The organism is Mesorhizobium sp. WSM4821 (assembly GCF_055901555.1).
On sequence record NZ_CM148371.1, the window covers coordinates 5,507,304 to 5,534,273 of the forward strand.

21 protein-coding genes and 1 pseudogene are annotated in these 26,970 nt (G+C 63.5%); 7 read left to right on the top strand and 15 right to left on the bottom strand.

The window, feature by feature from the left end; all coding sequences use genetic code 11:
• The first annotated feature begins 97 nt into the window (after positions 1–97).
• Positions 98–985 (top strand): uracil-DNA glycosylase, encoded by an 888-nt coding sequence (locus AC0NID_RS26910; RefSeq protein ID WP_473457307.1) that lies wholly within the window; start codon positions 98–100, stop codon positions 983–985.
• A gap of 100 nt (positions 986–1,085) precedes the next feature.
• Positions 1,086–1,892, top strand: coding sequence for a helix-turn-helix domain-containing protein (locus tag AC0NID_RS26915; protein ID WP_473457306.1), 807 nt, complete (start codon positions 1,086–1,088; stop codon positions 1,890–1,892).
• A 6-nt stretch (positions 1,893–1,898) separates the two neighbouring features.
• Here AC0NID_RS26915 and AC0NID_RS26920 read toward each other — a convergent pair whose 3' ends face one another.
• Both AC0NID_RS26920 and AC0NID_RS26925 read right to left on the bottom strand, forming a co-directional pair.
• Positions 1,899–2,801, bottom strand: a complete 903-nt coding sequence (locus AC0NID_RS26920) for a DMT family transporter (RefSeq protein ID WP_473457339.1) — start codon at positions 2,799–2,801, stop codon at positions 1,899–1,901.
• Between the two features lie 163 nt (positions 2,802–2,964).
• Entirely contained in the window at positions 2,965–5,271 is a 2,307-nt protein-coding gene (locus AC0NID_RS26925) for a xanthine dehydrogenase family protein molybdopterin-binding subunit (RefSeq protein WP_473457305.1), read from the bottom strand.
• Positions 5,272–5,425: 154 nt separating this feature from the next.
• Here AC0NID_RS26925 and pepN point away from each other — a divergent pair, with 154 nt between their 5' ends.
• Complete coding sequence (gene pepN, locus AC0NID_RS26930) at positions 5,426–8,071, top strand: aminopeptidase N (RefSeq protein ID WP_473457303.1); 2,646 nt, start codon at positions 5,426–5,428, stop codon at positions 8,069–8,071.
• Between the two features lie 174 nt (positions 8,072–8,245).
• The gene (locus tag AC0NID_RS26935) at positions 8,246–10,570 is read left to right on the top strand and encodes a PAS domain-containing sensor histidine kinase (RefSeq protein ID WP_473457302.1); all 2,325 of its coding nucleotides are present in this window, start codon (positions 8,246–8,248) and stop codon (positions 10,568–10,570) included.
• A gap of 85 nt (positions 10,571–10,655) precedes the next feature.
• Here the strand turns inward: AC0NID_RS26935 and AC0NID_RS26940 are convergent, their stop codons facing one another.
• The 4 genes from AC0NID_RS26940 to AC0NID_RS26955 form a co-directional block, all read right to left on the bottom strand.
• Positions 10,656–13,622: a bifunctional [glutamine synthetase] adenylyltransferase/[glutamine synthetase]-adenylyl-L-tyrosine phosphorylase gene (locus AC0NID_RS26940; protein WP_473457301.1), complete on the bottom strand. Its 2,967-nt coding sequence runs from the start codon at positions 13,620–13,622 to the stop codon at positions 10,656–10,658.
• Positions 13,622–15,094, bottom strand: coding sequence for a sensor histidine kinase (locus AC0NID_RS26945; protein WP_473457299.1), 1,473 nt, complete (start codon positions 15,092–15,094; stop codon positions 13,622–13,624). The genes AC0NID_RS26940 and AC0NID_RS26945 overlap by 1 nt, the downstream gene beginning before the upstream one ends.
• A gap of 1 nt (position 15,095) precedes the next feature.
• On the bottom strand, positions 15,096–15,770 hold the full coding sequence (locus tag AC0NID_RS26950; protein WP_473457298.1) for a response regulator transcription factor: 675 nt from the start codon (positions 15,768–15,770) through the stop codon (positions 15,096–15,098).
• Positions 15,771–16,053: 283 nt separating this feature from the next.
• Positions 16,054–17,589, bottom strand: a complete 1,536-nt coding sequence (locus AC0NID_RS26955) for a Do family serine endopeptidase (RefSeq protein WP_473457296.1) — start codon at positions 17,587–17,589, stop codon at positions 16,054–16,056.
• Positions 17,590–17,780: 191 nt separating this feature from the next.
• Here AC0NID_RS26955 and AC0NID_RS26960 point away from each other — a divergent pair, with 191 nt between their 5' ends.
• Together AC0NID_RS26960 and AC0NID_RS26965 are read left to right on the top strand one after the other, a co-directional pair.
• A complete protein-coding gene (locus tag AC0NID_RS26960) occupies positions 17,781–18,050 on the top strand; it encodes a CopG family ribbon-helix-helix protein (RefSeq protein WP_473457295.1) in 270 nt (89 codons plus the stop codon).
• Positions 18,047–18,344 (top strand): annotated as a pseudogene (locus AC0NID_RS26965) (type II toxin-antitoxin system RelE/ParE family toxin). The gene AC0NID_RS26960 and the pseudogene AC0NID_RS26965 overlap by 4 nt, the downstream one beginning before the upstream one ends.
• 60 nt (positions 18,345–18,404) lie before the next feature.
• On the opposite strand, the gene AC0NID_RS26970 reads toward AC0NID_RS26965, so the two are convergent.
• The 9 genes from AC0NID_RS26970 to AC0NID_RS27010 form a co-directional block, all read right to left on the bottom strand.
• Positions 18,405–18,866 (bottom strand): cytochrome c-type biogenesis protein, encoded by a 462-nt coding sequence (locus AC0NID_RS26970; RefSeq protein ID WP_473457293.1) that lies wholly within the window; start codon positions 18,864–18,866, stop codon positions 18,405–18,407.
• A complete protein-coding gene (locus tag AC0NID_RS26975; RefSeq protein WP_473457291.1) occupies positions 18,863–20,854 on the bottom strand; it encodes a heme lyase CcmF/NrfE family subunit in 1,992 nt (663 codons plus the stop codon). The genes AC0NID_RS26970 and AC0NID_RS26975 overlap by 4 nt, the downstream gene beginning before the upstream one ends.
• Before the next feature lie 81 nt (positions 20,855–20,935).
• On the bottom strand, positions 20,936–21,376 hold the full coding sequence (gene ccmE / locus AC0NID_RS26980) for a cytochrome c maturation protein CcmE (RefSeq protein WP_473457290.1): 441 nt from the start codon (positions 21,374–21,376) through the stop codon (positions 20,936–20,938).
• Positions 21,377–21,379: 3 nt separating this feature from the next.
• Positions 21,380–22,531: a c-type cytochrome biogenesis protein CcmI gene (ccmI, locus tag AC0NID_RS26985; RefSeq protein ID WP_473457289.1), complete on the bottom strand. Its 1,152-nt coding sequence runs from the start codon at positions 22,529–22,531 to the stop codon at positions 21,380–21,382.
• Positions 22,532–22,752: 221 nt separating this feature from the next.
• Positions 22,753–23,193 (bottom strand): hypothetical protein, encoded by a 441-nt coding sequence (locus AC0NID_RS26990; RefSeq protein ID WP_473457288.1) that lies wholly within the window; start codon positions 23,191–23,193, stop codon positions 22,753–22,755.
• 167 nt (positions 23,194–23,360) lie between these two features.
• On the bottom strand, positions 23,361–24,809 hold the full coding sequence (locus AC0NID_RS26995) for an ATP-binding protein (protein ID WP_473457287.1): 1,449 nt from the start codon (positions 24,807–24,809) through the stop codon (positions 23,361–23,363).
• Positions 24,793–25,458: a response regulator transcription factor gene (locus tag AC0NID_RS27000; protein WP_287201884.1), complete on the bottom strand. Its 666-nt coding sequence runs from the start codon at positions 25,456–25,458 to the stop codon at positions 24,793–24,795. Before AC0NID_RS27000 ends, AC0NID_RS26995 begins: the two co-directional genes overlap by 17 nt.
• A 107-nt stretch (positions 25,459–25,565) precedes the next feature.
• Positions 25,566–25,817: a hypothetical protein gene (locus AC0NID_RS27005; protein WP_473457285.1), complete on the bottom strand. Its 252-nt coding sequence runs from the start codon at positions 25,815–25,817 to the stop codon at positions 25,566–25,568.
• A 174-nt stretch (positions 25,818–25,991) separates the two neighbouring features.
• Positions 25,992–26,402 carry a DUF3168 domain-containing protein gene (locus AC0NID_RS27010; protein ID WP_473457284.1) on the bottom strand — a complete coding sequence of 137 codons (411 nt, stop codon included), beginning with the start codon at positions 26,400–26,402 and terminating at the stop codon, positions 25,992–25,994.
• Positions 26,403–26,635: 233 nt separating this feature from the next.
• Here AC0NID_RS27010 and AC0NID_RS27015 point away from each other — a divergent pair, with 233 nt between their 5' ends.
• On the top strand, positions 26,636–26,851 hold the full coding sequence (locus AC0NID_RS27015) for a hypothetical protein (protein WP_473457283.1): 216 nt from the start codon (positions 26,636–26,638) through the stop codon (positions 26,849–26,851).
• Positions 26,852–26,970: the final 119 nt, after the last annotated feature.

Sequence of the window (26,970 nt, forward strand, 5' to 3'; positions counted from 1 at the left end):
TTTGTTTTCGTGCATGTCGCTATCCCCAAAGCCGCTCCGCGCTTTTGGGCGACATGCATCACCTTGCAAATTCCTGCCGCGCGGCCGAATGTGAAGCATGACTGCCGTTTCCCGAGACAACCGACCTGATATAGCCGACCTGCTGGCCTTCTATGCCAGCGCCGGAGTCGATGACGCGCTCGAAGGCGAGCCGCTGAACAGGTTTGCAGAGACGGCACCCAAGCTAGTGGAGCGGATGCCAGCGGCAGCCTCGCCATCAAACGGTGAAAACCCTGCACCGCCACGCTCGACGAGCGTGTCACGCGCCGAAATGGGCGAAAGCCAAGCTGCGGCACCGGCAGTGCGCGCATCGTCCGGTACGGCGACGGTGCCCGACGAGCAACAGGTGGCATTGGCGCGCCAGTTGGCGACGACGGCGGCAAACCTCGACGAGCTTCGCCAGCACATGGCGGCATTCGACGGCTGCAACCTCAAATTCACCGCCAAGAACCTGGTGTTCGCCGACGGCAATCCGAATGCTGCTGTCATGCTGGTCGGCGAGGCGCCCGGCCGCGACGAGGACATCGAGGGATTGCCGTTCGTCGGCCGCTCCGGCCGGCTGCTCGACCGGATGCTGGCCGCGATCGGCCTCGACCGGAATTCCGCCTACATCGCCAATGTCATCCCCTGGCGGCCGCCGGGCAACCGCACGCCGACACCGTACGAGACCGAGATCTGCCGGCCGTTCATCGAACGACAGATCGAGCTGGTCAATCCGAAGGTGCTCGTCAACCTGGGCGGCCCCTCGGCAAAGACCCTGCTCAACACCACCGAGGGCATCCTGCGGCTGCGCGGCAATTGGCGCGTCCACACGACCGGCTCCGGCGTTGCCATTCCCGCCATGCCGACGCTGCACCCGGCCTATCTCCTGAGAACCCCCGCGCACAAGAAGCTGGCGTGGCGTGATTTCCTTGAGGTGAAGGCGAAGTTGCGAGCGCTTGGCTGAGGTTGCTGGCCTTTCCTTCCCCGTTGTGGGACGAGGAAAGACCGTACCATTACCCCACAGGTAATTGAAATGCTTTCATTGCCGGCTTAGTCATGCGCCCATGACAATGCCCCAGACTTCCGCCGGCAGCCTCATTCGCGAATGGCGCACGCGCCGGCGCATGAGCCAACTCGACCTGGCCATGGAAGCCGAAATCTCGCAACGGCATCTGAGCTTCGTGGAAAGCGGGCGCGCGGCACCCTCGCGCGACATGGTGCTGCATCTGGCCGAGCAGCTGTCGATCCCGCTGAGGCAGCGCAACCAGCTCCTGCTGGCCGCGGGCTTTGCTCCCAGCTTCAGCGAGCGCTCGCTCACCGACACGGCGCTGGCGCCTGCAATGGCTGCCGTCGAGATCGTGCTCAAGGGACACGAGCCCTTCCCGGCGCTGGCCGTCGACCGGCACTGGAACCTGGTGTCGGCGAACGCCGCCATCGGCCCGTTCCTGGCCAACGTGGCCGAGCCCTCGTTGCTGACGCCGCCGGTCAACGTGCTTCGGCTTAGCCTGCATCCGGGTGGCGTCGCGCCGCGCATCGTCAACCTCGCCGAATGGCGAGCGCATCTTCTCGACCGGCTGAAACACCAGAACGACGCCTCGGGCGACCCCGTTCTGGCCGAACTGGAACGCGAGCTTCGCACCTATCCGTCAGGCCTGAAAGGCGGACGGCCGGTACCGGTCGAGCCGAACGCGATCGTGCACCCGCTGCGGCTTGCCCATGGCGATGCTGTGCTGTCATTCATCAGCACGATCACCGTGTTCGGCACGCCGCTTGACGTGACGCTGTCGGAACTGGCGATTGAATCCTTTTTCCCTGCCGACGAGCAGACAAGGACGGCGCTGGTGCGATTGGCGAAAGAGCGGGCCGAATGATCCTGATCATCCCTGCGGCGGGGCCGCCTGGCGGGTGCGGGCACGTTCCAGTCCAAGCTGGCGCTCACGCCAGATGATGAAGATGCCGGCGGCAACCACGATCGAGCCGCCGAAGAGCATATGGACCGTCGGGACGTCGCCGAAGGCGAGATAGCCGACGACGATACCGAGCAGCATCGACGTGTATTCAAAGGGCGCCACGACCGAGGCCTCGGCATGGCGATAGGCTGCCGTCATCAGAATCTGGGCGAGCCCACCGCAAAAACCAGCGGCTATCAGAAGACCCGTCTGCACCGGCGTCAGCGACTGCCAGCCGAACGGCAGCGAAAACAGCGCCAAGACGCTCGCCGTCACCGAAAACCACAGCACGATGGTCGCCGTCGGCTCGCTCTGGACGAGGTTACGCACGAGCAGCATGGCGACTGCCGAGATCGCTGCCGCGACCAGGGCAGCGATGACGCCAAGCACCTCCTGATCGCCGAGCGCCGCGCCCGTACTCAGCAGCGTCAGTTCCGGCCATGAGATGATCAGCACGCCCACCAGTCCGACCGCAACCGCGCTCCAGCGATAGACGCGGATGACTTCGCCAAGAAAGATCGAGCTGAAAACCACCACCAGCAGCGGCTGTGCGTAATTCAGCGTGATCGCTTCGGGCAGCGGCAGCCGTGTCAACGCGAAGAAGCCGAGGCCCATGGCGCAGACGCCGACAACGCCCCGCGCAATGTGACTGAGCGGCCGCTTGGTCGAAAACGCGGTGCCAAGCTTTCCCTGGAACGCGAGGAAGACGATCACCGGAAAGATGGCGAAGAAGGAACGGAAGAAGACGATCTGGCCCGCCGGCACCGTTCCCGCCGCCTTGATGCAGGACGACATGCCGACAAAGACCGCCACCGACACGATCTTGAGCATGATGCCGGTGAGCGTATTGTGCCCGCCGCGATGGTCTGCTGTTGTCACTTCGAGCCTGATCCATCCCGACAGAATCGGGATAGGGTTCCAACCTGTTGTTTGACCACGATCTCCAGCGAAAACCGGTATCCACTTTTCGCCGATGCGGAGCTTCGGTTCGGGATCATGGTCTGGCAGTTGCCTGTATTGCCGCCCAGATGCGTGCCGGCGTCGCCGGCATGTCGATGTGTTTGATGCCGTAGGCGCGATAGAGCGCATCGGTCACCGCGTTGAGCGCGGCCGGCGTCGCCCCGATCGTGCCGGCCTCACCGGCGCCCTTGATGCCCATCGCATTGGTGATCGAGGGCACGTTTCGGGTCTCGAAATGGAAGAACGGGAAATCGTCGGCACGCGGCATGGCATAGTCCATGAAGCTCGCCGTCAGCAGCTGGCCGTCCTCGCCATAAACCGTGTTCTCGGTCAGTGCCTGGCCGATGCCCTGGACGACGCCGCCATGCACCTGGCCGGCCAGCAGGATCGGGTTCACGGTGACGCCGAAATCGTCAACGATCGTGTAGCGGACAATCTCCGTTGTGCCGGTATCGGGATCGATCTCGACCTCGCAGATGTGGGTGCCGTTCGGATAGGTGCATTCGTCCTGCACGAACTCGCCAAAGCCCTTGAGATCGTCCGGGTCCTTGGCGGCCTTGGCGATGCTGGAAAAATCGATGGTGCGGTCGGTGCCGACGATGCGGGCAACGCCGTTGGACAATTCGATGTCGCCGGCCGAGGCTTCCAGTTCGTCCGCTGCGATGCGCTTGATCTTGTTGGCCAGATCCTCGCCCGCGCGCGAAGCTGATACACCGCCAAGGGGAATGGAGCGCGAGCCGCCGGTGCCCCCGCCGGCCTTCAGCTCGTCGGTATCGCCCTGGCGGACATGGATCCTGTCGATATCGAGATGAAGCTTTTCCGAGAGGAACTGCGCATAGGCGGTGGCGTGCCCCTGCCCGTTGGTTTGGGTGCCGATCTTCAGCGTCACCGTGCCGTCGCCGTTCAATTCGACAAAAGCCGGTTCAGAGCCTGGAAAGGCACAGGCCTCGATATAGGTCGCCATGCCGATGCCGCGGATCTTTCCTCCCGCCTTCGACTGCGCCAGCCGCTCCGGGAACGCCGTCCATTCCGCCTGTTCGATGGCGCGGTCCATATGGCCCGCGAATTCGCCCGTGTCGTACAGGCGGCCGGTCTGCGTGCGATAAGGGAACTGCTCGGGACGAATGAAATTGCGCCGGCGGATTTCTTCGACGGGAAGGCTCAGATCGTGGGCGCAGGCGTCGACCAGCTTCTCCAGCAGGAATGCCGCTTCCGGGCGGCCGGCGCCGCGGTAGGCGTCGACCGGGCAGGTGTTGGTGTAGAGGCCGGTCACCGAAACGTCGAGCGCCTGGATGTCGTAGACGCCGGTCGACATGGTGACGCCGATATAGGGGATGAACGGGCCGTATTGCGAGACATAGGCGCCGATATTGGCGAGAAGATCGACCTTCATGCCGAGGAAGCGGCCGTCCTTGTCCATTGCCATCTCCGCCGTCACGACATTGTCGCGGCCTTGCGCGTCGGTGAGGAAATGCTCGGTGCGGTCGCCGGCCCATTTCACCGGCCGGCCAAGGCGCCTGGCGGCCTCGAGCACCAGCGGATGCTCGCGATAGACGAAGCTCTTCGGCCCGAAGCCGCCGCCGACATCCGGCGTGATGATGCGCAACTGGTCCTTCTTGATCTTGAACACGTCGGCCAGGATGTACTGCATGGAATGCACGCCCTGCGAGCCCGTCGTCAGCACGAAACGGTTCTCTTGCGTGTTCCACTCGCCGATCGCCGAGCGTGGCTCCATGTAGTTGCAGACCAGCCGGTTGTTGATGAATTCGATGCGGGTGACATGCGCGGCACCGGCGAATGCCGCCGCCGTCTTCGCCTTGTCGCCGACATGGTAGCTGAAGGCGCGGTTGGAGCCGAGTTCCGGCCAGACCAGCGGCGTGCCTTCGTCAAGCGCCGTGGCGGTGCCGGACGCGGCATCCTCGCCATCGTAATCGACCTCGATCAGCTCGGCCGCATCCTGCGCCAGAGCGCGGCTGTCGGCGACGACGAATGCGACCGCGTCGCCGACGTAATTGACCCGATCGCGGCAAAGCACCGGAATGTCGCGCGTCGGCGCCTTGGTGCCGTCCGGCTGCCTCTGCATGACGCCGGATTTCAGATCGCCGAGATGAGCAAGGTCCGCACCGGTCAGCACCAGATGGACGCCGGGCGCTGCGTTGGCCGCCTGGATCGAACCGATGGTGAAGCTTGCCTTGGCCACTGGCGAGCGCAGGACATAGCCGTGCAGGATGCCGGCCGGCTGGATGTCGTCCGTATAGCGCCCGAGACCCTTGATGAAGGCCTGATCCTCGCGACGCAACACGGAGGCACCCATGCCGAATTTCGGTGTGACCACGGTCATGGATACCTCGCGATGATGATGGAGAACGAGTGCCTGAAATAGGCATTGCGCCAGTTTTGTCGAGTGACGGTTTCGTGTAAAGAGCGCGGGCTTCGAATTTTTTGGACCAGCGGCCCCACCTACCGCTGCTGGAATCGACAGGAAACCCCACGGAATGCGTACTGACACCGGCCAGGTCTTCAAGCTCGAAGACTATCGCCCCAACGACTATCTCATTCCGGAAACCAGCCTGACTTTCCGCCTGTCGCCAGAAGCCACACGCGTCACCGCGGTGCTGACGGTCGAACGCCGCGGCGGCGTGGCGGCGTCAGTGCCGCTGGTGCTGGACGGCGACGGCCTGACGCTCAGCCGCATCGCAATCGACGGCCAGACACTCGCGCCGGCGGATTTTTTTGCCACGCCCGATCAGCTGACGATCACCACCCCGCCCGCGGCAATCCGCTTCCAGCTTCTGATCCAAACCGAGCTGGCGCCGGCACGAAACGAAGCCCTGATGGGCCTCTATCGCTCCAGCAACGTCTATTGCACGCAATGCGAGGCCGAGGGCTTTCGGCGCATCACCTATTTTCTCGACCGTCCCGATGTCCTGTCGGTCTATACGGTGCGCATCGAGGCGCAGCACCACGAGGCGCCACTGCTTCTCTCCAACGGCAACCCGGCGGGAAGCGGCGAACTTGCCGACGGCTGGCACTATGCCGTCTGGTACGACCCCTTCCCCAAGCCGTCCTATCTGTTCGCCCTGGTGGCGGGCGCGCTCGGCAAGGTCGCCGACAGCTTCGTCACACTGTCCGGCCGCGAGGTCGATCTCGGCATCTACGTCGAACCGGGCAAGGAACGGCTCGCCGGTTATGCCATGGACGCACTGAAGCGCTCGATGAAATGGGACGAGGAGGCATTCGGCCGCGAATATGACCTCGACGTGTTCAACATCGTCGCCGTGTCCGATTTCAACATGGGTGCGATGGAGAACAAGGGCCTCAACATCTTCAACGACAAATATGTGCTGGCCGACCAGGAAACCGCCACGGACGCCGATTTCGCTAATATCGAGGCGATCATCGCGCATGAGTATTTCCACAATTGGACTGGCAACAGAATCACTTGCCGCGACTGGTTCCAGCTTTGCCTGAAGGAAGGGCTGACGGTCTTCCGCGATCACGAATTCTCCGCCGACCAGCGCTCGCGAGCGGTGAAACGCATTGCCGAAGTGCGCACGCTGCGAGCGCATCAGTTTCCCGAGGACCAGGGACCGCTGGCGCATCCGGTGCGGCCGCGCCGCTACCGCGAGATCAACAATTTCTACACGGCGACGGTCTACGAAAAGGGTTCGGAAGTGGTGCGCATGATCCGCACCATTCTCGGCGCCGAGATGTTCCGCGCCGGCATGGATCTCTATTTCGAGCGCCATGACGGCGAGGCTGCGACGATCGAGGACTTCCTCAGGGTCTTCGAGGATGTGTCCGGCCGCGACCTGTCACAATTTTCGCTCTGGTACCATCAGGCGGGCACGCCCAATCTGACGATCAGTTCGACGCATAATGCGGCGGCGCAGGAATTCACGCTCGAGATCGAGCAGTCGGTGCCGCCGACGCCATCCGAAAGCCGCAAGCGGCTGATGCACATTCCGCTTGCCTTCGGCCTGGTAGGTAGCGATGGCAAAGCGATAGCCTATAGCGGCGTCGAGGGCGCCGGCGTCGAGGACGGCGTCATCCATATTCGAAAGCGCCGGCACATAGTGCGCTTTTCGGGCGTGGCCGAACGCCCGGCGATGTCGCTCAACCGCGGCTTCTCGGCGCCGGTGACGCTCTCGGTCGAGCAGAAGGCCGACGATCAGTTCTTCCTTGCAAGCCATGACAGCGACGCCTTCGCGCGCTGGCAGGCGTTCAACACGCTTTTGACCGACGCGCTGATATCATCCTTCCGTCAGGCCCTTGGCGGCAAGCAGCCCGGTTTCGCATCACGGCTGACAGACCTTGCCGGCAAGATCGCCGGCGACGAGACACTCGAACCGGCCTATCGGGCGCTGGCCCTGGCGCTTCCGAGTGAAGCCGATATCGCCCGTGACATCGGCAAGAACATCGACCCCGATGCGATTCTTTCGGGCCGTGAGGCGCTGGCGACCGCGATCGCCGAGGCTAGCCGCGAGATATTCTCCCGCCTCTACGATCGCCTCGGCGACAATGGTCCGTTCAGTCCGGACGCGGCGAGCGCAGGGCGCAGGGCGCTGCGCAACACATTGCTAGACCATCTCTCGCTGCTGCCGGGAGGTGCCGCGCTTGCGGCTCGGCATTTCCAGTCGGCGACCAACATGACGGACCGTGCCGCCGCACTGACCGTGCTTGCGCTCCGCCACAGCGGTTCGCCCGAGACGGTCGAGGCGCTTGCCGACTTCGAAACGAAATATGCGGCCGACCCGCTGGTGATGGACAAATGGTTCCAGATCCAGGCCAGCGTGCCCGGCCCGCAAACCGTCGACGCGGTACGCGCGCTGACCTGCCACCCGGCCTTCTCGATGGCCAACCCGAACCGGGTGCGCTCGCTCGTCGGCACGTTTTCCAGCACCAACCAGACTGGCTTCCATCGCGCGGACGGCGAAGGCTACCGGTTTTTCGTCGAAACGGTCCTGCAGGTCGAAAAGCGCAACCCGCAGGTGGCCGCCAGGCTGGCGACGGCACTCAGATCATGGCGCTCGCTCGAACCTGTCCGGCAAGCCAAGGCGCGGGAAGCGCTGCTGGCGATTGCCAACGCCGAGAACCTGTCCGCCGATTTGCGCGATATCGTCGAGCGGACCTTGGCGTAAGCTTATTGGAAGCAGCGCCATCATCGCGCGGAAAAGCCATTATTTTAGTCGATTTTTAATCTTTTTTCGCCGCACCACTGGACAAGGCGAATCACCTTTGATTCTTTAGCTGAAGATTCGGAAGTGCGGCGTCGCCGGATCGTTAAACAGATTTGTAATCGGGGAGAGCCATTTATGGCGAAGGCGGACGCGTGGGGCGCGGCCGGAGGGACGGCTTTTGAGCGGCGTGAGGCGAGAAGCGACGGTCTCGCCGGCAACGCGCGGCTCATCGCCGAACCCGCCTACCGACGGCTTCTGGCAGCTGAGCCATTGTTGCGCCGATCGATACCGGCGCTCATCATCATTTTCCTGCTCGTCATCGCAGCGCTGCGGTTCCTGTCGCTGATGAACGAGCGCGACGACGTGGAACGCGACGCCAAGGCTATCCTCTCGCTCGCGGCGGGCCAACTGGCCAGTTCGATTGCCGCCGACGCGAAGATGGCCTCAACGCCTGGCGCGACGCAAGATCTTTTGGAGGGCGTCAGCCGTCAGGGCGGCATGGGCCGAAGCCACGTGCTTGCGGTCACCGACAGCGCGTTCAAGATCATTGCCGTGACACCGCAATCGACACGTTGGGAGGGACGGTCGCTCGACGCCATCGCCCAGGGCGGTCAACCGCTGTTCATGTTCGGCGACCGCGCCGGCGTCATGGAGGTCAGCATCGGCGGCCAGGACTGGTATGCGGCGGTGAGCCTGACAAATGGCAGGAACGGCGCTGCCGCGGCACTCGTCCCGCGCGAAGCGGTCTTCGACACGTGGCGCAAGACCGTTTCCCTCAACGTCACCCTGTTCGTTCTGACAGCCGGCGTGCTGATCATAATCCTTTATGCCTATTTCGGCCAGGCGGCGCGCGCCCAGGCCGCCGACCGCATTTATCTCGAAGCGCACCAGCGCATCGACATGGCGCTGGTGCGCGGCCGCTGCGGCCTGTGGGACTGGGACATGGTGCGCGGCAAGATGTACTGGTCGCGCTCGATGTACGACATGCTGGGCTATGAACCCTGCGACACGATGCTGTCGTTCGGCGAGGTCGACGAGATCATCCATCCCGAGGACGGTGACCTGTTCCAGCTCGCCAACAGGATCGTCGCACGCGAGATCGATCACATCGACCAGGTGTTCCGGATGCGCCATGCCGACGGACAATGGGTGTGGATGCGCGCAAGGGCGCAGGTGATCGACCCGGAAGCGCCGGAGATCCAGCTGATCGGCATCGCCGTCGATGTCACCGAGCAACGACACCTGGCATTGCGCTCCGAGGCCGCGGATCTTCGGCTGCGAACCGCCATCGAAAACATCAACGAATCCTTCGTGCTCTGGGATTCCGCCCAGCGTCTGATCATGTGCAATTCCAAGTACCAGCAGGACAACGGCCTGCTGGATCGCGACGTGATGCCGGGTGCCTCGCGCGCCGTTCTGGAAGACCGCATGCTTGCCTTCGCCTCGGAGCGCCGGCTTGCCAACACCAACGGTCTGCAAGGCGGCGTGACCTTCGAGCGCCAGCTTGCCGATGGCCGCTGGCTGCAGGTCAACGAGTTGCGGACCAGGGATGGCGGCACCGTCTCGGTGGGCTCCGACATCACCCAGATCAAGCTGCACCAGGAGAAGCTGGTCGACAGCGAGCGCCGGCTGATGGCGACGATCCACGACCTCAGCCTTGCCCGCCGGGCGGAGGAAGAACGGTCGCGCGAACTGGTCGAGCTCAACCGCAAATACATGAAGGAAACCGAGCGCGCCGAGGCCGCGAACCGGGCCAAGTCCGAGTTCCTGGCCAACATGTCGCATGAACTGCGCACCCCGCTCAACGCGATTATCGGCTTCTCGGAGCTGATGGAACAGGCTCTGTTCGGGCCTTTGGGGTCGCCGCGCTACGAGGAATACGCCACCGATATCAATGGCAGCGGCAAATATCTTCTGGGTGTCATCAACGACATCCTCGATATGTCGAAGATCGAGGCCGGCCAGTTCTCGATGGACCAGGAAGAAATCGATCTCTGCCCGCTGATCAGGGAAACAGTGCGCGTCATCTCGCTGCAGGCAGCGGAAAAGTCGATCACCGTCGAAACACGCATCCCCGATTCACTGACGCTGTTCGCCGACCGCCGGGCGATCAAGCAGATCGTTATCAATCTTCTGTCGAATGCAGTGAAATTCACCGGTCAGGGCGGCCGCATTGCGGTAAGGGCCCGCAACACGTCCAGCGCTCTGGTCCTGACGATCGAAGACAATGGCTGCGGCATTCCGAAGGAGGCGCTGAGCAAGCTCGGGCGGCCGTTCGAACAGGTGCAGAACCAGTTTTCCAAGAGCCATACCGGTTCCGGCCTTGGCCTTGCCATCTCACGCTCGTTGGCCGAGCTTCAGGGCGGCGCCTTGAAAATCCGCTCCACCGAAGGCGCCGGCACGATCGTGTCGGTGCGCATTCCGATCAAGAAACCGACGCCGGTGAAGGCTGCCGCTTAGAGGCGCGAAGCAACTCGGCAGGCCAGGACGGATTCCGGCGGCACACGCCGCCGGAGCTGTCCCGGATTTACTGCATGCTGCGCCTTCATGGCCGCTTCGCACGAAGCAAAAGGTCGAAATCCGTTCTGACCTTTTGCGACGTCTCCTTGAGGTGCGCTTCCAGCACACCGAAACCCGGCAGGTCGGTGACCGCCAGGAGCAGATCCGAAAGCCCCGGCGGGACGTCGCCCCGTTCGAATACGCCGGTGAGGCAGAGCCGCGTCATCTGGGTCAGCGCCAGATAGAGTGCATAGGCAGCGCAAAGCTCCTGTCTGACCTGTGTATCGGCGAAATCCGGCGACAGCCGCGACAGGATCTCCGCTGTCCCGGTGACCCGGCGACCTGCTTCGACCTTCCCCGTGATTGCCGCCACCTGCGCGATGAATTCCAGGTCGATAAGACCGCCCGGGATCAGCTTGATGTCCCAGAGATCGCGCGGCGGCTTCTCCTTCTCGATCATCGCGCGCATCTCGAACGCCTCGGCCATCACCTTGGCGCTGTCGCGCGGCAGGGCAAGCAGCGCCGCCACCTCGGCCTCGACCTCGGCGCACAGCGCTTGATCGCCACCGATCGCGCGAGCCCTGGACAGCGCCATATGCTCCCATGTCCAGGCGTCCCGGCGCTGATACTTCCTGAAGGCGTCGACATGGGTGGCCACCGGCCCCTTGTTGCCGGACGGCCGCAGGCGAAGGTCGAGTTCGTAGAGAACGCCTTCGGCCGTCGGCGCGGACACGGCGGCAATGAGCCGCTGCGTCATCCGGCTGTAGTAGTGGGATGGAGCGAGTGGCTTGCCGCCATCGGACTCTTCGGCATCGCTGTCGTGATCATAGAGCAGGATGAGGTCGACGTCGGAGCCGGCCGTCAGTTCGCGGCTGCCAAGCTTGCCCATGCCGAGCAGCGCAACCCTGCCGCCGGCGATGCGACCGTGGCGAAGCGCGAACTCGGCGATGACCGCTTGCAGCGCCGCGTCGATGGTCAGATCGGCTAGATCGGAAAAGGCACGGCCGGCGCGGGCCGGATCGATCGAGCCGGCAAGCAGCCTGACGCCGATCAGGAATTTTTGCTCGGACGCAAAGATGCGCAGGCGGTCGAGCACGTCCTCGTAGGCCCTGTCGCCTTCAAGGAAAGCGGCGAGACGAGCCGACAGATAGGCGCGGTCGGGCAGTTCGGTCAAAAGGGCCGGATCAAGCAGTCCGTCGAAGACGTGCGGCCGGCGCGTGATGATGGCGGCCAGCCGGGGGGCCGCGCCCATGATCGTCGCCAGCAGCTTCAGCAGAGCCGGATTGGACTGGAGCAGCGAGAACAGCTGGATGCCGGCGGGCAGGCCGGCGAGGAACTCGTCGAAGCGTATCAGCGCCTCGTCCGCCCGGCGCGTCTGGCCGAAGGATTGCAGCAATGCCGGCGTCAGTTCGGTCAGCCGCTCGCGCGCCTCTGCCGACTGGGTGACGCGATAACGGCCGAAATGCCAGCCGCGGATGACGCGGCAGATGTCGCTCGCTCGCTGGAAACCGAGGCCCTGCAAGGTCTGCAACGTATCGGGATCATCAACATCGCCGGTAAAGACCAGATTGCCGACGCCAGCCGAAAGCTCGGGCGCCGTTTCAAACAGTGCCGCGTAGTGGCGCTCGACCTGATGCAGCGCCGCACGGAAGGCTTCGGCAAAGGCGGTCGCATTGGCAAAACCCAGCATGCGGGCAATGCGTTCGAGCCCCTCATCGTCTTCCGGCAAAATATGCGTCTGCTCGTCGGCGACCATCTGGACGGCATGTTCGACGCGGCGCAGGAACCAGTATTGCAGCGCGAGCGCATCGCGCGCGTCGGCCGTGATCCAGCCGCGTGCCGCCAGCTGGTCGAGCGCCGCCACGGTCTCGCGGCCGCGCAGTTCGGGGAAGCGGCCGCCGGCGATGAGCTGCTGGGTCTGGACGAAAAATTCGATCTCGCGAATGCCGCCGCGGCCGAGCTTGACGTTGTGGCCCTTCACCGCGACCTCGCCGTGGCCCTTGTGGGCGTGGATCTGGCGCTTGATCGAATGAACGTCGGCAATCGCCGCGTAGTCCATGTATTTGCGCCAGATGTAGGGCTGGAGGTCCTTCAGGAACGCCGCACCGGCCGCGAGATCGCCGGCCACCGGACGCGCCTTGATCATGGCGGCGCGCTCCCAGTTCTGGCCGCGCGCCTCGTAGTAGTTGAGTGCAGCCTCGACCGGGATCGCCAGCGGCGTCGAGCCGGGATCGGGACGAAGCCTGAGGTCGGTTCGGAAAACATAGCCGTGTTCGGTGCGGTCCTGGAGAATGCGGGCCAGCCGGCGCGTCAGGCGCGAAAACAGCTCTGTCGCATCGAGCGGATCGACGACGGCGGGCGCTTGCGGATCGAAGAAAACGACAAGGTCGATGTCAGAGGAAAAGTTCAGCTCATGCGCGCCAAGCTTGCCCATGCCGAGCAGGATCCAGCCCGACTGGCGCGCCGGATCCTCGGGGTCCGGCAGTTTGAGCTTGCCTTGCTCATGCGCGTCGCGAAGCAGGAAGTCGACGGCAGCGCGGATGCAGCTTTCGGCAAGATCGCTCAGCCGCCGTACGGTGACGGCGGTCTCAGCCTCGCCTGCAAGGTCGGCCAACGCGATCAGGACATGTGCTTCCGCTTTCCATTGCCGCAATTCCTTCATCAGACTGCTTTCGGAGATGGCGTCCGCCCACGCGGCCTTGCCGATCGCCGCGCCGATCGCCATCAGCCGGGCCTCGATGGTCCCGTCGAAAAGCGCACCGAGGATCCGCGGGCGGCGGCGCACCGTATCACGCAGGAATGGCGACAGGTCGAATATCGCAGCGAGGAAGTCCTGGATAACGCCCTTGCCGGCTAGGAATTTCGCCAATCGGGTAAGCCCCTCTTCCTGCGCGGCGGAAGCGATCTCCGACAATTCCCGCCGGGCTCGGCTCTGATCCAAAGGAAGGAGCTTTGCCTTCGGCTTCAAGAGCCAGTTGGTTTCGACCCGTTCCGCAGCCGCCTTCACCGCCATCAGTGATCCTCCGGTTCGGGAAAACTCATGACCACGGACAATCCGGGATCGCCCGGCAGAAGATCAAGCCGCCCGTTGTGGAACTTCATGATCGCCTTGGCGAGGCTGAGACCCAGGCCGGAACCCGGCTGCGAGCGGCTTTTTTCCAGCCGCACGAAACGTTCCGTCGCCCTTGCGCGATCGGCATCGTCGGGAATGCCCTGGCCGTTGTCCGAGACGGAAAGCCTCACTTCCCTGCCAACGCGATCGAGCGCCACGCGCACCGTCGGCTTGGCTGTCGCATCGGTTGAATATTTGATCGCGTTATCGACGATGTTCGACAGCGCCTGGCCGATCAGCTCGCGATTGCCTTCGACGAAGGCATCCCGCACCGAGGTCTCGAGTGTCACGTCAGCCTCCTCCGCCACCGGCTCGTAGAGCTCGACGACATCGCGCACTGACGCAGCCAGATCGACGCGGCTGGTGCTTTCGGAGGAATAGCCCGCCTCCAGCCTGGAAATCATCAGGATGGCGTTGAAGGTCTTTATCAGCTGGTCGGACTCGGCGATGGTCCCCTCCAGCGCCTGCCGGTAGTCGGCGGTCTTCTGCTTGCCGGAAAGCGTCGCCTCGGCACGGTTGCGCAACCTGGTTAGCGGTGTCTTCAGATCGTGGGCGATGTTGTCGGAGACCTGCTTCAGCCCTTCATTGAGCGTGGCGATCCTGGCCAGCATGGAGTTGAGGTTTTCGGAGAGCCGGTCGAACTCGTCGCCTGCCCCGGTGACCGGCAGCCGGCCGGAAAGGTCACCGCCCATGATGCGGCGGCTGGCCTCCGACACCGAATCGATGCGTTTCAGCGCCGCGCGTCCGACGAAGAACCAGATCAAGAGTCCGCCAAGTCCCATCATGCCCAGCGCCAGCATCAGGGCGCGGCGGATGACGGCGCGGAACCGCTCGGGCTCGCCGAGGTCGCGACCGACCAGCATGATCATCTGGTTCGGCAGGCGCAGCACCAGTGCAATGGCGTTATGGCCCTTCTCGCCCTCCACTTGCACTTCGTTCTGGCCGGACTGCGTGTCGTTCGGATCGGCGACCGGGTTGCGTTGCCGCTCGAGCTCGCCCTCACCGAAGCGCCGGTAGGAAAACGGCTCTGTCGTCCAGCCCTCGGCCTCGAGAACGCCCGGCTCCAGGCTCTGCACGTTTCCGGTCAGTATCTGGCCATTGGCTTCGGCTATTAGATAGAGATTGGCGCCTGGCTGGCGGGAGCGCTGCTCGACCACGCGCACCAGCAGCGGCAGGCCGCCGCGCTGATAGGCCCGGGCAAGGCCGAGTACTTCGTCGTTGATTGTCTCCTGCGTCTGCGCGGTCAGCATGCGCGCCGACAGCGAGGTCATGTACAAGACTAGCAGCACCGCGCAGATAGCGAACAGCAGGAGATAGAGCGCCGAAAGCCGCGCTGCCGTCGTCCTCATGATGGCCGGCACCGAAAGAGCCATGCTACCCGCTCTTGAGCATATAGCCGGCGCCGCGAACCGTATGCAGGATCGGCTTGTCGAAGCCCTTCTCGATCTTGCCGCGCAGCCGCGAGACGTGAACGTCGATGACGTTGGTCTGCGGATCGAAGTGGTAGTCCCAGACATTTTCCAGCAGCATGGTGCGCGTCACCACCTGGCCGGCATGGCGCATCAGATATTCGAGCAGGCGGAACTCGCGCGGCTGCAGTGTGATCTCGCGCCCCGCGCGCCGCACCGAATGGGAGAGCCTGTCGAGTTCGAGATCGCCGACCCGGTAGACGGTTTCGGCTTCCCTGGCGCTGGCGCGGCGGTTCAGCACCTCGACGCGGGCCAAGAGCTCGGAGAAGGCATATGGCTTGGTCAGATAATCGTCGCCACCGGCGCGCAGGCCGGTGACCCGGTCGTCGACTTCGCCGAGCGCCGAAAGGATCAGGACCGGCGTCGTGTTGCCCCTGGAGCGCAGACCGGCGATGACCGACAGGCCATCGCGGCGCGGCAACATGCGGTCGACGACCATCACATCATAATCGCCGGCATCGGCGAGTGCGAAGCCGGTTTCGCCGTCGCCAGCGACATGCGCGGTGTGGCCAGCCTCGGTAAAGGCTTTCTGGAGATAATCGGCCGCCTCGCGATCGTCTTCTATGACGAGAATCTTCATGGAGCCGTTATACGCGATTTCGTTGGAAGATTGAGTGGCCGGCATATGCATCATGGCCTTGATCAGGCGTATCGCGAATAAAGTGATTCAAGGATACGCAGGAAGTCTTTGTTTTGGCACAGCGCCCACGCTCGGGTCAGGCCCAAGGGGCTCTGGTTGTCGCGGCAGCGGACGATGCGAAGCCCGCCGCCGCCGGGGGCGGAACACGACGACTGACTGACGTATTCAGGCCCCTGCTTCCCATGCGGCGGTTTGAAAACCGCCACACGGGAAAGTCTGGGAGTCAGCCCTTAGCGACAGGCAACGCGACGAAGCGGTTGCTGTCGTCGCGGCTGATCTGCATCAGCACCGCCTTGCGGCCCGACTTCACGGCGTCGGCCATGGCTTTGGCGACGTCGTCGGTGCCATTCACTTCGGTCGAATTGACTGAGGTGATGATGTCGCCGGGCTGGATGCCGCGATCGGCGGCATCGCTGTCGGGGTCGACATCGGTTACCACCAGCCCCTTGCCATCGTCGGACCTGGTGACGGTGAGGCCGAGATCGGCCAGCGTATCGGCCGCCGGCGGAGCGGAAGGCTGTTGCTCGACCGAGGCCTGCTTGTCGCTCGAGGGCAGCGTGCCGAGATCGACCTTGACGGTTTCACTCTTGCCGTCTCGCCACAGCGTGACGTCGACCGGCTTGCCGGGCTGATAGGCGCCGATCAGACGGGCGAGTTCCTTCGGCGAGGCGACATCCTTGCCGTCCACCTGAGTGATGACGTCACCAGCCGATATGCCGGCCTTCTTGCCCGGACCATCGTCCTGGGCGCTGGAAACGAGTGCACCCTTGTCGGACTTCAGCCCGAGCGATTCGGCGATTTCGGCGGTGACAGGCTGGATCTCGACGCCAAGCCAGCCGCGCTGGACGGTGCCGTTCTTCATCAGATCCTGCACAACCTGCTTCGCCGTCGAGGCAGGAATGTCGAAGGCAATGCCGACGTTGCCACCGGACGGCGAGAAGATCGCGGTGTTGATGCCGACGACCTGGCCGTTGAGGTTGAAGGTCGGGCCGCCCGAGCTGCCTCGGTTCACCGACGCATCGATCTGGATGAAATCGTCATAGGGGCCAGCGCCGATATCGCGACCGCGGGCCGAGACGATGCCGGCGGTAACCGTGCCGCCGAGGCCGAACGGATTGCCGACGGCCACGACCCAGTCGCCGACGCGAACCTTGGAATCATCGGCGAAATCGACATAGGTGAAATTGCCGTCGCCTTCGACCTTGAGCACGGCGAGATCGGTGCGCGGATCGGTGCCGACCAGCTTGGCGTCAAGTTCCTTGCCGTCGTGTGTCACCACGGTGAAGGACGAGCCTTCTCCGACGACGTGGTTGTTGGTGACGAGGTAGCCATCCTCCGAAATGAAGAAGCCGGATCCTTGCGCCACCGGCCGCGGCCGGCGGTTGTGGTCACGGCCTCCGAAACGCCGCATCCCATCCCGGCCGTCCTGATCGCCAAAGCCACGGAACTCCCTGAAGAAGCGGCGCAACTGCGGATCGTCGGGAAGATTGCCGAAGGCGTCGGGCAGACCTGAGCCGTCGTCGGCGGTCGATTCGACCTTGGCTTTGACACGGACACTGACGACCGACGGCGAAACGCGCTCGACCACGTCGGCGAAGCTCGGGACCTGCGGCGCCTCGACACGCACGGCCTCCGCCAGGACTGGGACGGTGCCCGTGGCAACGGCGCCGAAGCCGATCGCGCCGGCAATGGCCACTGAAGCGGCGGCTGCCATCAGGCGTCTGGGGGTGCGGCGATATGAATTGGGGGCAGTATTCATGGGTCTCGTATCCTCTTTCAAGGGATGCACTTCGGTCGGCATCCTCGGAAAAGAGAGATAGAGAGGCGCACATTACGGCGCCATTTCCGGTGGATGAAACTTTGGTAATGTTTACGGCGGCAAGGGCACACAAATCCTTTGGTTGCGCCCGCTGTCCTAAATTGTACACAGTTCAGCACAAGGCTTTCACCATGACAGCAAGCACGACCATGACAATTCGGGTTTCGTCCGAGACCAAGCTGAAGCTTGAGCGGATCGCCGCCGATACCCGGCGTAGCAGATCCTTCCTCGCGGCTGAGGCGGTTTCGGCCTATGTCGATCGCGAGCTTGAGATCATAGAAGGTATCAAACGCGGCGTGGCCGACGCGGCGACAGGCCGTGTCGTGCCCCACGACGAAGCCATGGCGGAAATCGACGCCATAATCGAAGCGGCGGAAGCCAAGCGCGCAGGCAATGCGTGAAGCGGTTTGTCACCTGGTCGCGAGAAGCGCTGGACGACATCAAACAGCTTCGCGCGGGACAATCCTGCCGCCGCCAGACGCCTCGCTGATCGCATTCGCGAAGCGGGTCAGCGTCTTGGCGACATGGCGACTGGCCGGCCTGGTCGGGTAACAGGCACCTATGAGCAGCCCATCAGTCGCCTGCCCTACATCATTGCCTATCAGTTGGGGCCGATCGCCGGCCGTGAGAGCGTCGTTATCTTGCACATCATTCACACGTCGCGGGACTGGCCGCCGGAGGGATGGCCGAATTAGAACGACGTGCGTCCATTTCGACGCGCAAAGTACGCTCTAACACGTTGAATCTACGCATCGTTAGTCACCGAGGATCTTGTCCAGCGCCGCCTGCTCCTCAGTCGAAAGTGCTGCCGTTGTCGAACGGCGCGAGCGAGCGTTGATCACAATGAAGAGTCCGCCAACGAGCAGCAGAAGGACCGGCGTGCTCCAGAGCAGCGCATTGCGCAGGCTGAAGCGCGGCTTCAAGAGCACGAACTCGCCGTAGCGGGAAACGATGTAGTCGATCACCTGCTGGTCGGTGTCGCCGGCGACGAGGCGCTGGCGCACCAGCACGCGCAGGTCGCGGGCAAGGTCGGCATCGGATTCGTCGATCGATTGGTTCTGGCAAACCATGCAGCGCAGTTCTTCCGAAAGCGTCCGCGCCCTCGCCTCCAGCGCCGGATCGGCCAGAACCTCGTCGGGTTTCACCGCAAGCGCGGCGCCGCAAAGCAACAGCGTCAGCAGCAGGATCAGCGAGGCCAGCGAAAATCTTGCGGTCATGGCAGGCTCGCGGAAGGGACAGCGCCCGACGGCTTGCGGCGGCGGGACGGCGCCCCGACGCGCAGGCGCCGGTCCATGAGCGACATCGCAGCAGCTGCCATCATGACAAGGCCGCCCCCCCAGATCAGCGTCACCAGAGGCTTCCACCACAGCCGAACCACGACGGAGCCGTCGGTCCCTTCGTCGCCAAGCGAGAGGTAGAGCTGGCTGAGCCCGATCGTTTTGATACCGGACTCGGTCGTCGTCATCTGCCGGGCCGGATAGGAGCGCTTGGCCGAGGTGATTATGGCTGATGTGCTGCCATCGGCGCCGAGCAGGGCGAAGCGGCCGCGATCCTCGCTGTAGTTAGGCCCCTGGGCCGGATAGAGCCCTTCGAAACGCAATGTGTGGCCGGACAGTTGCACGATCTCGCCCGCATGCATCGACAGGATCTTCTCGGTGCCAAAGCAAAGCGTGCCGACAATACCCAGCGTCGTCAGCCCCAGGCCGAGATGGGCGAGCGCAGTGCCGAAGACCGAACGCGGCAGGCCGGCGAAGCGCCTGAGCATGATGCCGGGCGCGACAGCTCCAAAGCCGGACTTGACGGCAATATCGGTGAGCGCGCCGCAGATCAACCAGAAGGCCAGGCCGACGCCAAGCGCGGCGAATACCGACGCGCCGTCGATGAACAAGGCCGTCACCAGCACGGCCAGAATCGCTGCGGCGAAGGCAGCCATCAGGCGCTGGGCGACCGCGAAAATGTCGCCGCGCTTCCAGGCCAGCAGCGGTCCGAAAGGGACCACGACCAGAAGCGGCACCATCAGCGGGCCGAATGTCAGGTTGAAGAACGGCGCGCCGACCGAAATCTTGTCGGCTGAAACGGCCTCGACCACCAGCGGATACAATGTGCCAATCAGCACGGTGGCAGTGGCCGTGGTCAGGAACAGGTTGTTGAGGACCAGCGCCCCTTCGCGCGAGATCGGATGAAACAGCCCGCCGGCGGTCAACTTCGAGGCGCGCAAAGCAAACAGCGCCAGCGATCCGCCGATGAACAGCGTCAAAATGCAGAGAATGAACACGCCACGCGTCGGATCCGTGGCGAAGGCGTGGACGGAGGTCAGCACGCCGGAGCGCACCAGGAAGGTGCCGAGCAGCGACAGCGAGAAGGTCAGGATCGCCAGCAACAGCGTCCAGATCTTCAGGGCCGAGCGCTTTTCCATCACGATCGCCGAATGGAGCAGCGCCGTGCCCGCCAGCCACGGCATGAAGGAGGCATTTTCGACCGGGTCCCAGAACCAGAAACCACCCCAGCCGAGCTCGTAATAGGCCCAGTAGGAGCCCATGGCGATGCCGCCGGTCAGGAACATCCAGGCGACCAGCGTCCATGGCCGCACCCAGCGCGCCCAGGACGCGTCGATGCGGCCTTCGATGAGGGCGGCGACCGAGAAGGAAAAGCAGATCGAGAAGCCGACATAGCCGAGATAGAGCAGCGGCGGATGGATGGCGAGGCCGAGATCCTGCAGGATCGGATTGAGATCGCGGCCTTCGATCGGCGCCGGATTGAGCCTGGCGAACGGGTTGGACGTCGCCAGGATGAACAGGAAGAAGGTGGCGCCGATCGCGCCTTGCACGGCAAGCACATTGGCTCGAAGCGTCGCCGGAAGATTGCTGCCGAAAGCAGCGACGAGCGCGCCGAAGAAGGTCAGGATCAACACCCAGAGCAGCATCGAGCCTTCGTGATTGCCCCAGGCGCCGGTGATCTTGTAGATCAGCGGCTGCAGCGAATGCGAATTCTCCCAGACGTTGGCCACCGAAAAATCGGATGTCGCATAGGCTATCGCCAACATCGCGAAGGACAGAGCGGTCAAGGCAAAGCCGGTCACCGCGACCGGAGCGCCGACAGCCATCATCTTGCGGTTGTTCATCCGCGCGCCGAACAGCGGCACCACCGTCTGCACCAACGCCAGCGCGAACGCCAAGACCAGGGCGAAATGTCCGGTTTCAACCATTGTGGCCAAGCCCGTCAGATTTTGGTTTTGCCGCAGGTCCTGGCCGCAAAACAGTAAGACACCTTTGCGGAACCTGCTTAGTCACTCTTGCTCTCCTGCCCACACGCCCTTGGCCTTGAGGCCTTCGGCCACCTCCTTTGGCATGTAGTTCTCGTCGTGCTTGGCCAGCACGCTGTCGGCGACGAAGACGCCGTCCGGGCGAAACGTGCCTTCGGTGATGACGCCTTGCTCCTCGCGGAAAAGGTCGGGAAGAATGCCGGTGTAGGTGACCTTGACCTGCTTCTGGTTGTCGGTCACCGAAAAGGCGACAGTGGTCCCCTGGCCACGCTCGATCGTACCCTTTTCGACGAGGCCGCCCAGCCTGATGCGCTGCCCGGGCTGCAGGCTGGCGGCGGTCAGGTCGGCGGGCATGTAGAAATAAGAGGCCTTCTGGCCGAGCGCGTAGAAGGTCAGACCAGTGGCGGCACCGAGAAAGGCCAACCCTCCGGCGATCACCGACAGTCTTTTCTGCTTGCGTGTCATTTCTTACTCCGTCGCCGTCAGGCCAAGCGAGACGGCGAAGGCGGTGAATTTCTTCGCTTCCTCACTATCGGAGCCAAAAACGGCGATACCGCGATTGAGCGCGTCGCGTGCCTGATCGGCCTTGCCCAGCACCACATAGGAACGAATAAGCTGCATCCATCCTTCCGCATCGCGCGGGTTTTGCCGAAGTTTTTCATCAAGTCCCGCAACCATGGTGTTGATCATCGTTTCCCTGTCCTGCGGCGACATCGACGAGGCTGCATCGACATCTCCGGCGCTCGGGCCTTTCGCAGGCTCTGCCGAAGCGGCGCTCCGCCTGGCCGATTCGGCCAGTGCCTGCTCGACGGTGCTGCGCCACGGCGAATCCTGCGGGAGGGCGCCAAGCATTTTTTGCCAGCCAGCCGCTGCCTCCTCAATGCGGCCTTCCTGCGCCATGCCCATCGCGAGATAGAAGCGAGCCTTCGGATTTGCCGGATCGAGCTTCAAGGCCGCCTCGAAAGCGGCCTGGGCGTCGGCCGAAACAATGCCGCCCGCCGCGTTGGCGATCGCCTCGCCAAGGCCGGCCTGGCGGGCGGCGCTGTCGCCGTCGAGGCGAATGGCGTTGCGATAGGCCGTCACCGCATCGGAGAACCGCTGCAAGCGCAGATAGACCGGAGCCAGAACGTCCCAACCCCTGCCGTCGCTCGGATTGGCGGCAAGATGGGCCTCGGCGCGCGCCACCAGTTCGTCCACCGAACTGTCGGCGGGATTCTTGGCCAGCCGATCGCTGAGGGGTTGCGAAGGCAGGTCGGGCGAGCCGAGCTGGCTGTACAAGCCCCAGCTGACCAGGGGAACCGCCAGGACCGCGGCCGTGGCAACCAGCCTGGCCGCCATCGACGGCTGCCGCGCCGCTGCCTTGTCGGCCGGATCGGCCCCGGCCCCGGCATTGTCCAGACGAAGGATGCGGCGAGCGATTTCGGCACGTGCCTCTTCGGCCTCGGCCGGCTGGATCAGTCCGCGCGCGACGTCCCGATCAAGCTCGGACAGTTGGTCGCGATAGACTTCGAGGTCATGATCGCTGCTCGCAGAACCACCCTTCGGGCCGCCGGCCAGCGGCAGCAGCACCGCCAGGCTTGCACCCAGCGTGAGAACGGCGGCTATGACCCAGAACAGCATGTTTTATCCAATAGCGGCAGAGCCCTGCCCTGCCAACACAGGCGTCCTGCGACGCTTTGACGGTGAGCGCGCCGCGTGTCCTTGATCAACGTCAAACAGACCCTGGTCGATGTCCCGTTTCCAAAGCTCGTCACATTGAACTCATGTGGCGAGCTTCAGATCCTTTCTTTCAAGCATTTCGTTGTCCCAATCGCTGCGCACTTTTGGGCGACATGCATTGATCAGGTCAGCGGCGTCCAGCTGCCATCGGCGTTGCGGCATGCGGTTCCGCGCGCGGTGGCCCCGGCGGCGCCGGTAAAGACCGTATGCGTGTATTGCCGGCAGTCCTGCGAGCCGACACGATAGGGCTGGGCGGGCACGACCTCACCGTAATGCGCCGACCGGTCGCTCTTCCAGGTCACCTTCTGGCCGCTGGTCGTATATTCAAGCGCCTTGTATTCGGCCTCCAGCGCCTTGCGCTTCTCGGGATCGCTCAAGCCGGTGCCGATCGATCCGCTGACGAGACCGCCCCCCATGGCGGAAATGACCGTGGTCGCGATCTTGCCACTGCTCGGCGGCGTCGCGGCAGGCTGTGGCGCCACCGTCGCACTCGGGCTCCTGCCCAGCGTCGTGCAGCCGGAAACGGCCAGCAGTACGGAAACGAGCGCGACGCGAATCTTCATGCAAACAACCGGTTTTCTTGAGTTAAGGCTGGAGCCGCGCCATGGGAAGTCGGCGTGGCCATAGTGTTGATGTTTGTCGGAAATTTGGCCGCGCCCGACGGATCCGGGACCAATCGACATGCCGCCATATCACGCATCGTCGATCAATTGTCGATGGGGCAAAACTGTCACTGGAGGCTCCGCAATCGAACCACCGCCTTCAACCCGCCCAGGCCGGACCGTTCCAGAGCCAGAACGCCTCCATACTCGTTGACGAGGTCGGCGACAATGGCAAGTCCAAGCCCGGTCCCCGGTTTTGTCTCGTCGAGGCGCTGTCCTCGCTTCAGCGCTTGGCGTGCCTTGTCTTCGGGAATGCCCGGGCCATCGTCCTCGATGCTGATCTCGAACAGATTGACAGCACTCTCCTTGCCAGCGCCACCCTTCTTGCCGGAGATTGGTGTCACGGACACGGCGACTGCGCTCTTTGCCCATTTCATGGCGTTGTCGAGCAAATTGCCAAGCAATTCTTCCAGATCCTCGCGTTCGCCGGCAAAGACGATGTCGGCTGCCGGCAACGAAAGCGAGAGATCGGTCCGCGGGTTGAGTTTTTGCAGCACACGCACCATGCGCTGGACCAGCGGCGCCACCGGGGTGCGGTAGACGACGCTGTCGCGTTGCGCCGCGACGCGGGCGCGCTGCAGATAATGGTCGACCTGCTTCCGCATCGATGCGGCCTGCTCGGCTATGAGCTTGCCCTTGGCGCCACCGAGCGCCCGCCCCTCGTTGATCAGCACCGCCAGCGGCGTCTTCAGCGAATGGGCGAGGTTGCCGACCTGCGTGCGCGAGCGCTCGACAATACGCCTGTTGTTTTCGATCAGCGCGTTGGTCTCGTTGGCGAGCGGTTCGATCTCGGCCGGGAATCGGCCATCGAGCCTTTGGGCGGTTCCTTCCCTCACCAGGGCGAGAGCGTTCCTGACCCGGCGCAACGGCTGCAGACCCACCAGGATGGCAATGGCGTTGATGGCGATCATGCCGACGCCGAACAGGGACAGATAGGTCAGCAGGCGGCGCTGGAAAGCGCCGATCTCCTGTTCGAGCTCGGTCTGGTTGCCCATGACGCGGAAGCGCGCCGCACGGTTCTTCGCGTCGAGAACGAATTCACTCTCGAACACTGCCAGTTCCTCGCCATTGATGCCTTCCGTCGCATAGCTGCGCTGGAAACTGGCGTTGAAAGGGACCTCGGCGACGCTTGGCGACGGGATCGCCCTCGTCATCGAGGAAGAGTGCAGATCACCGCGCACGCCCTCTGAAGCAGGTTCCACCGACCAGTACCAGCCGGAGTTCGGCTCCGAGAACCGGAGATCGCCAAGGTCGGGAGCGCCGGTCAGCGAACCACCTTCGGAGACGCCGACCGACCCGATCAGGTTGAACAGATGCGCCGACAACAGGCTGTCGAAACCGCGCTCGTTCGCCTGGCGATACAGCGTTGTGATGAGCGTAAAGATGACGACGAGGGTAAGGATCGCCCAGACCGTGGAAAAGGCGATCACCCGAAACGCCAGCGAACGCGGCCAGAACCGCGAAAGAGACGTCCCTGCAGTCTGTTTGAGCGGTTCCGCCTTACGCCTCCGGCTCACGCATCCGATAGCCCATGCCGCGAACGGTTTCTATCATGTCGATGCCCATCTTCTTGCGAAGCCGTCCGACAAAGACCTCGATTGTGTTGGAATCGCGGTCGAAATCCTGATCGTAGAGGTGCTCGACCAGTTCGGTCCGGGATACGACCTCACCCATATGGTGCATCAGATAGGCAAGCAGGCGAAATTCGTGCGACGTCAGCTTCAGCGGCACGCCGTCGACATCGGCCTTGGAGGCCTTGGTGTCGAGCCGCAGCGGCCCGCAGGTCAGCTCGGACGACGCATGGCCGGCCGCGCGCCGGATGAGCGCCCGGACCCTGGCCAGCACCTCTTCGATGTGAAACGGCTTGGTGACATAATCGTCGGCGCCGGCATCGATGCCCGATACCTTGTCGCTCCAGCGATCGCGCGCTGTCAGGATCAGAACCGGCATCTTGCGGCCGCCGCGCCGCCAGCGCTCGACCACGCTGATGCCATCCATCTGCGGCAGGCCGATGTCGAGCACCACGGCGTCATAGGGCTCGGTTTCGCCGAGGAAATGCCCTTCCTCGCCGTCGAAGGCCCGGTCGACGACATAGCCGGCATCGACCAGCGCGTCCGATATTTGTCGGTTGAGATCCTTGTCATCTTCGACGACGAGTACGCGCATGCTGGATCACTACCTGTTGAAGAGCTCGGCCTGTCGACGCGTTAAGCCTGTCGTCGGGTCCGGTATCAGATATAGGCCGATTCCAGCGGCCTGGGAAACGGCCGGGATCAGTTCAGCGGAACGACGATCTCGGAACGGCGCGGGCGCTGCCCTTCCTTGCCCGGGACCAGCACGACGATGACGCAGACCGGCTGGCCGCCGCGCGTCGACTGCGACGCCTTGGCCAGCGTGCCGCCATTCTGCTGGGCGACCTGCTGACCGATCGCGTAGCAGTCGGCCGCCGTCGCCTGCGACGCGAAAAGACCGGCAATGCAGAGCGCCAGTGTCGCGATTGGTAAATGGGAGCGAAGCGTTTTCATGATCAGCGTTCTAACGCATCGGTGCTGAACGTGAAATGAACAGTGAACGCCAGCAATCCATGCCTATCTCACCCCCGAAACGCGAGACAACCGACCTCATGATTTCGCCGCCCCAACCCGGCAAAATCATCCCAAACCCAGTCTAGACTGTCTTGCAGCCATATTGAAAGCACGTCAGTCGTTTTCTTCCGTCACGGCGCGAAAGCGCAGCAGCCCATGATAGGCCGAAAGGTCCTCGTCGTAACGGGCCTCGGTGAATTCGAGCCTGACATTGACGCGATGATGCTCGTCAAGCGCGAGCGCCGCATCCTGGAGGCGGGCGCTGACCAGATCCATCGCATCGATCATTTCTGTCCTGGCCTCGGACTTAGACCAGAAGTGCAGCGTGAAAAGCTGCTCGGCGCCGTTCTCCATGCCTGTTGCCCAGTCGTACACGCTGGTTCGGCCGAAGGTCACATAGGGAAACGGCACATTTTCCGCGACATGGTCGAACAGTTTTGCTCCTCCCAATGCCGCCGACAGGGAACCGTCACCGTTCAGCACTTCAAACAAGGCCTTCTGCAACGCGGCAGCCGGCGCGGTCATCGTCTTCTCTCCCGCCCGTCACGGCTGAACAGGCCTTTGCGCCGTCAGCGATTCCTGCCTGCAGCCTAGCCGCGTTGAAGTTCTTGCGCCAGATCGCGGGATCTCCGGCGCCGCGGCCTCTTCGCGTCAGGAATGTCGGTGGCCAACCTCGCGCCTTCTCATTTGGCATGCAAGGCGTTTGAAAAACGGTGCTATGAAGGGGATTGTTTCTCCGGACATTCGAGGTCGTTTTCGTGCGTGAGCCACCGCTGCTGCCTGTCTTTGGAAAGCTTGGGATCAAGGCACCGGTTGTAACCGCTGTGGCGCCGACCATGTCGAAGAGCGTGAAGAGCATGGCGACCCGCATGAGGGAGGTTCTATCTTCACACGGGGGCATGGCCTTGAAGCTGTTCGTCGTCGTGTGGACGATCCTTGTCCTGGCGGCGGTTTTCTTCATTACGCAGGCCTGACCAATCGACATCCATCGATCGGGGGCTGAAACCGAAAGGATGCCGGAATGGCAAACCGTTACGCGCTGCCCATGGAGCATCCGCACAGCTGAACCGTCTTCGATGTCTTCACTGGCCAG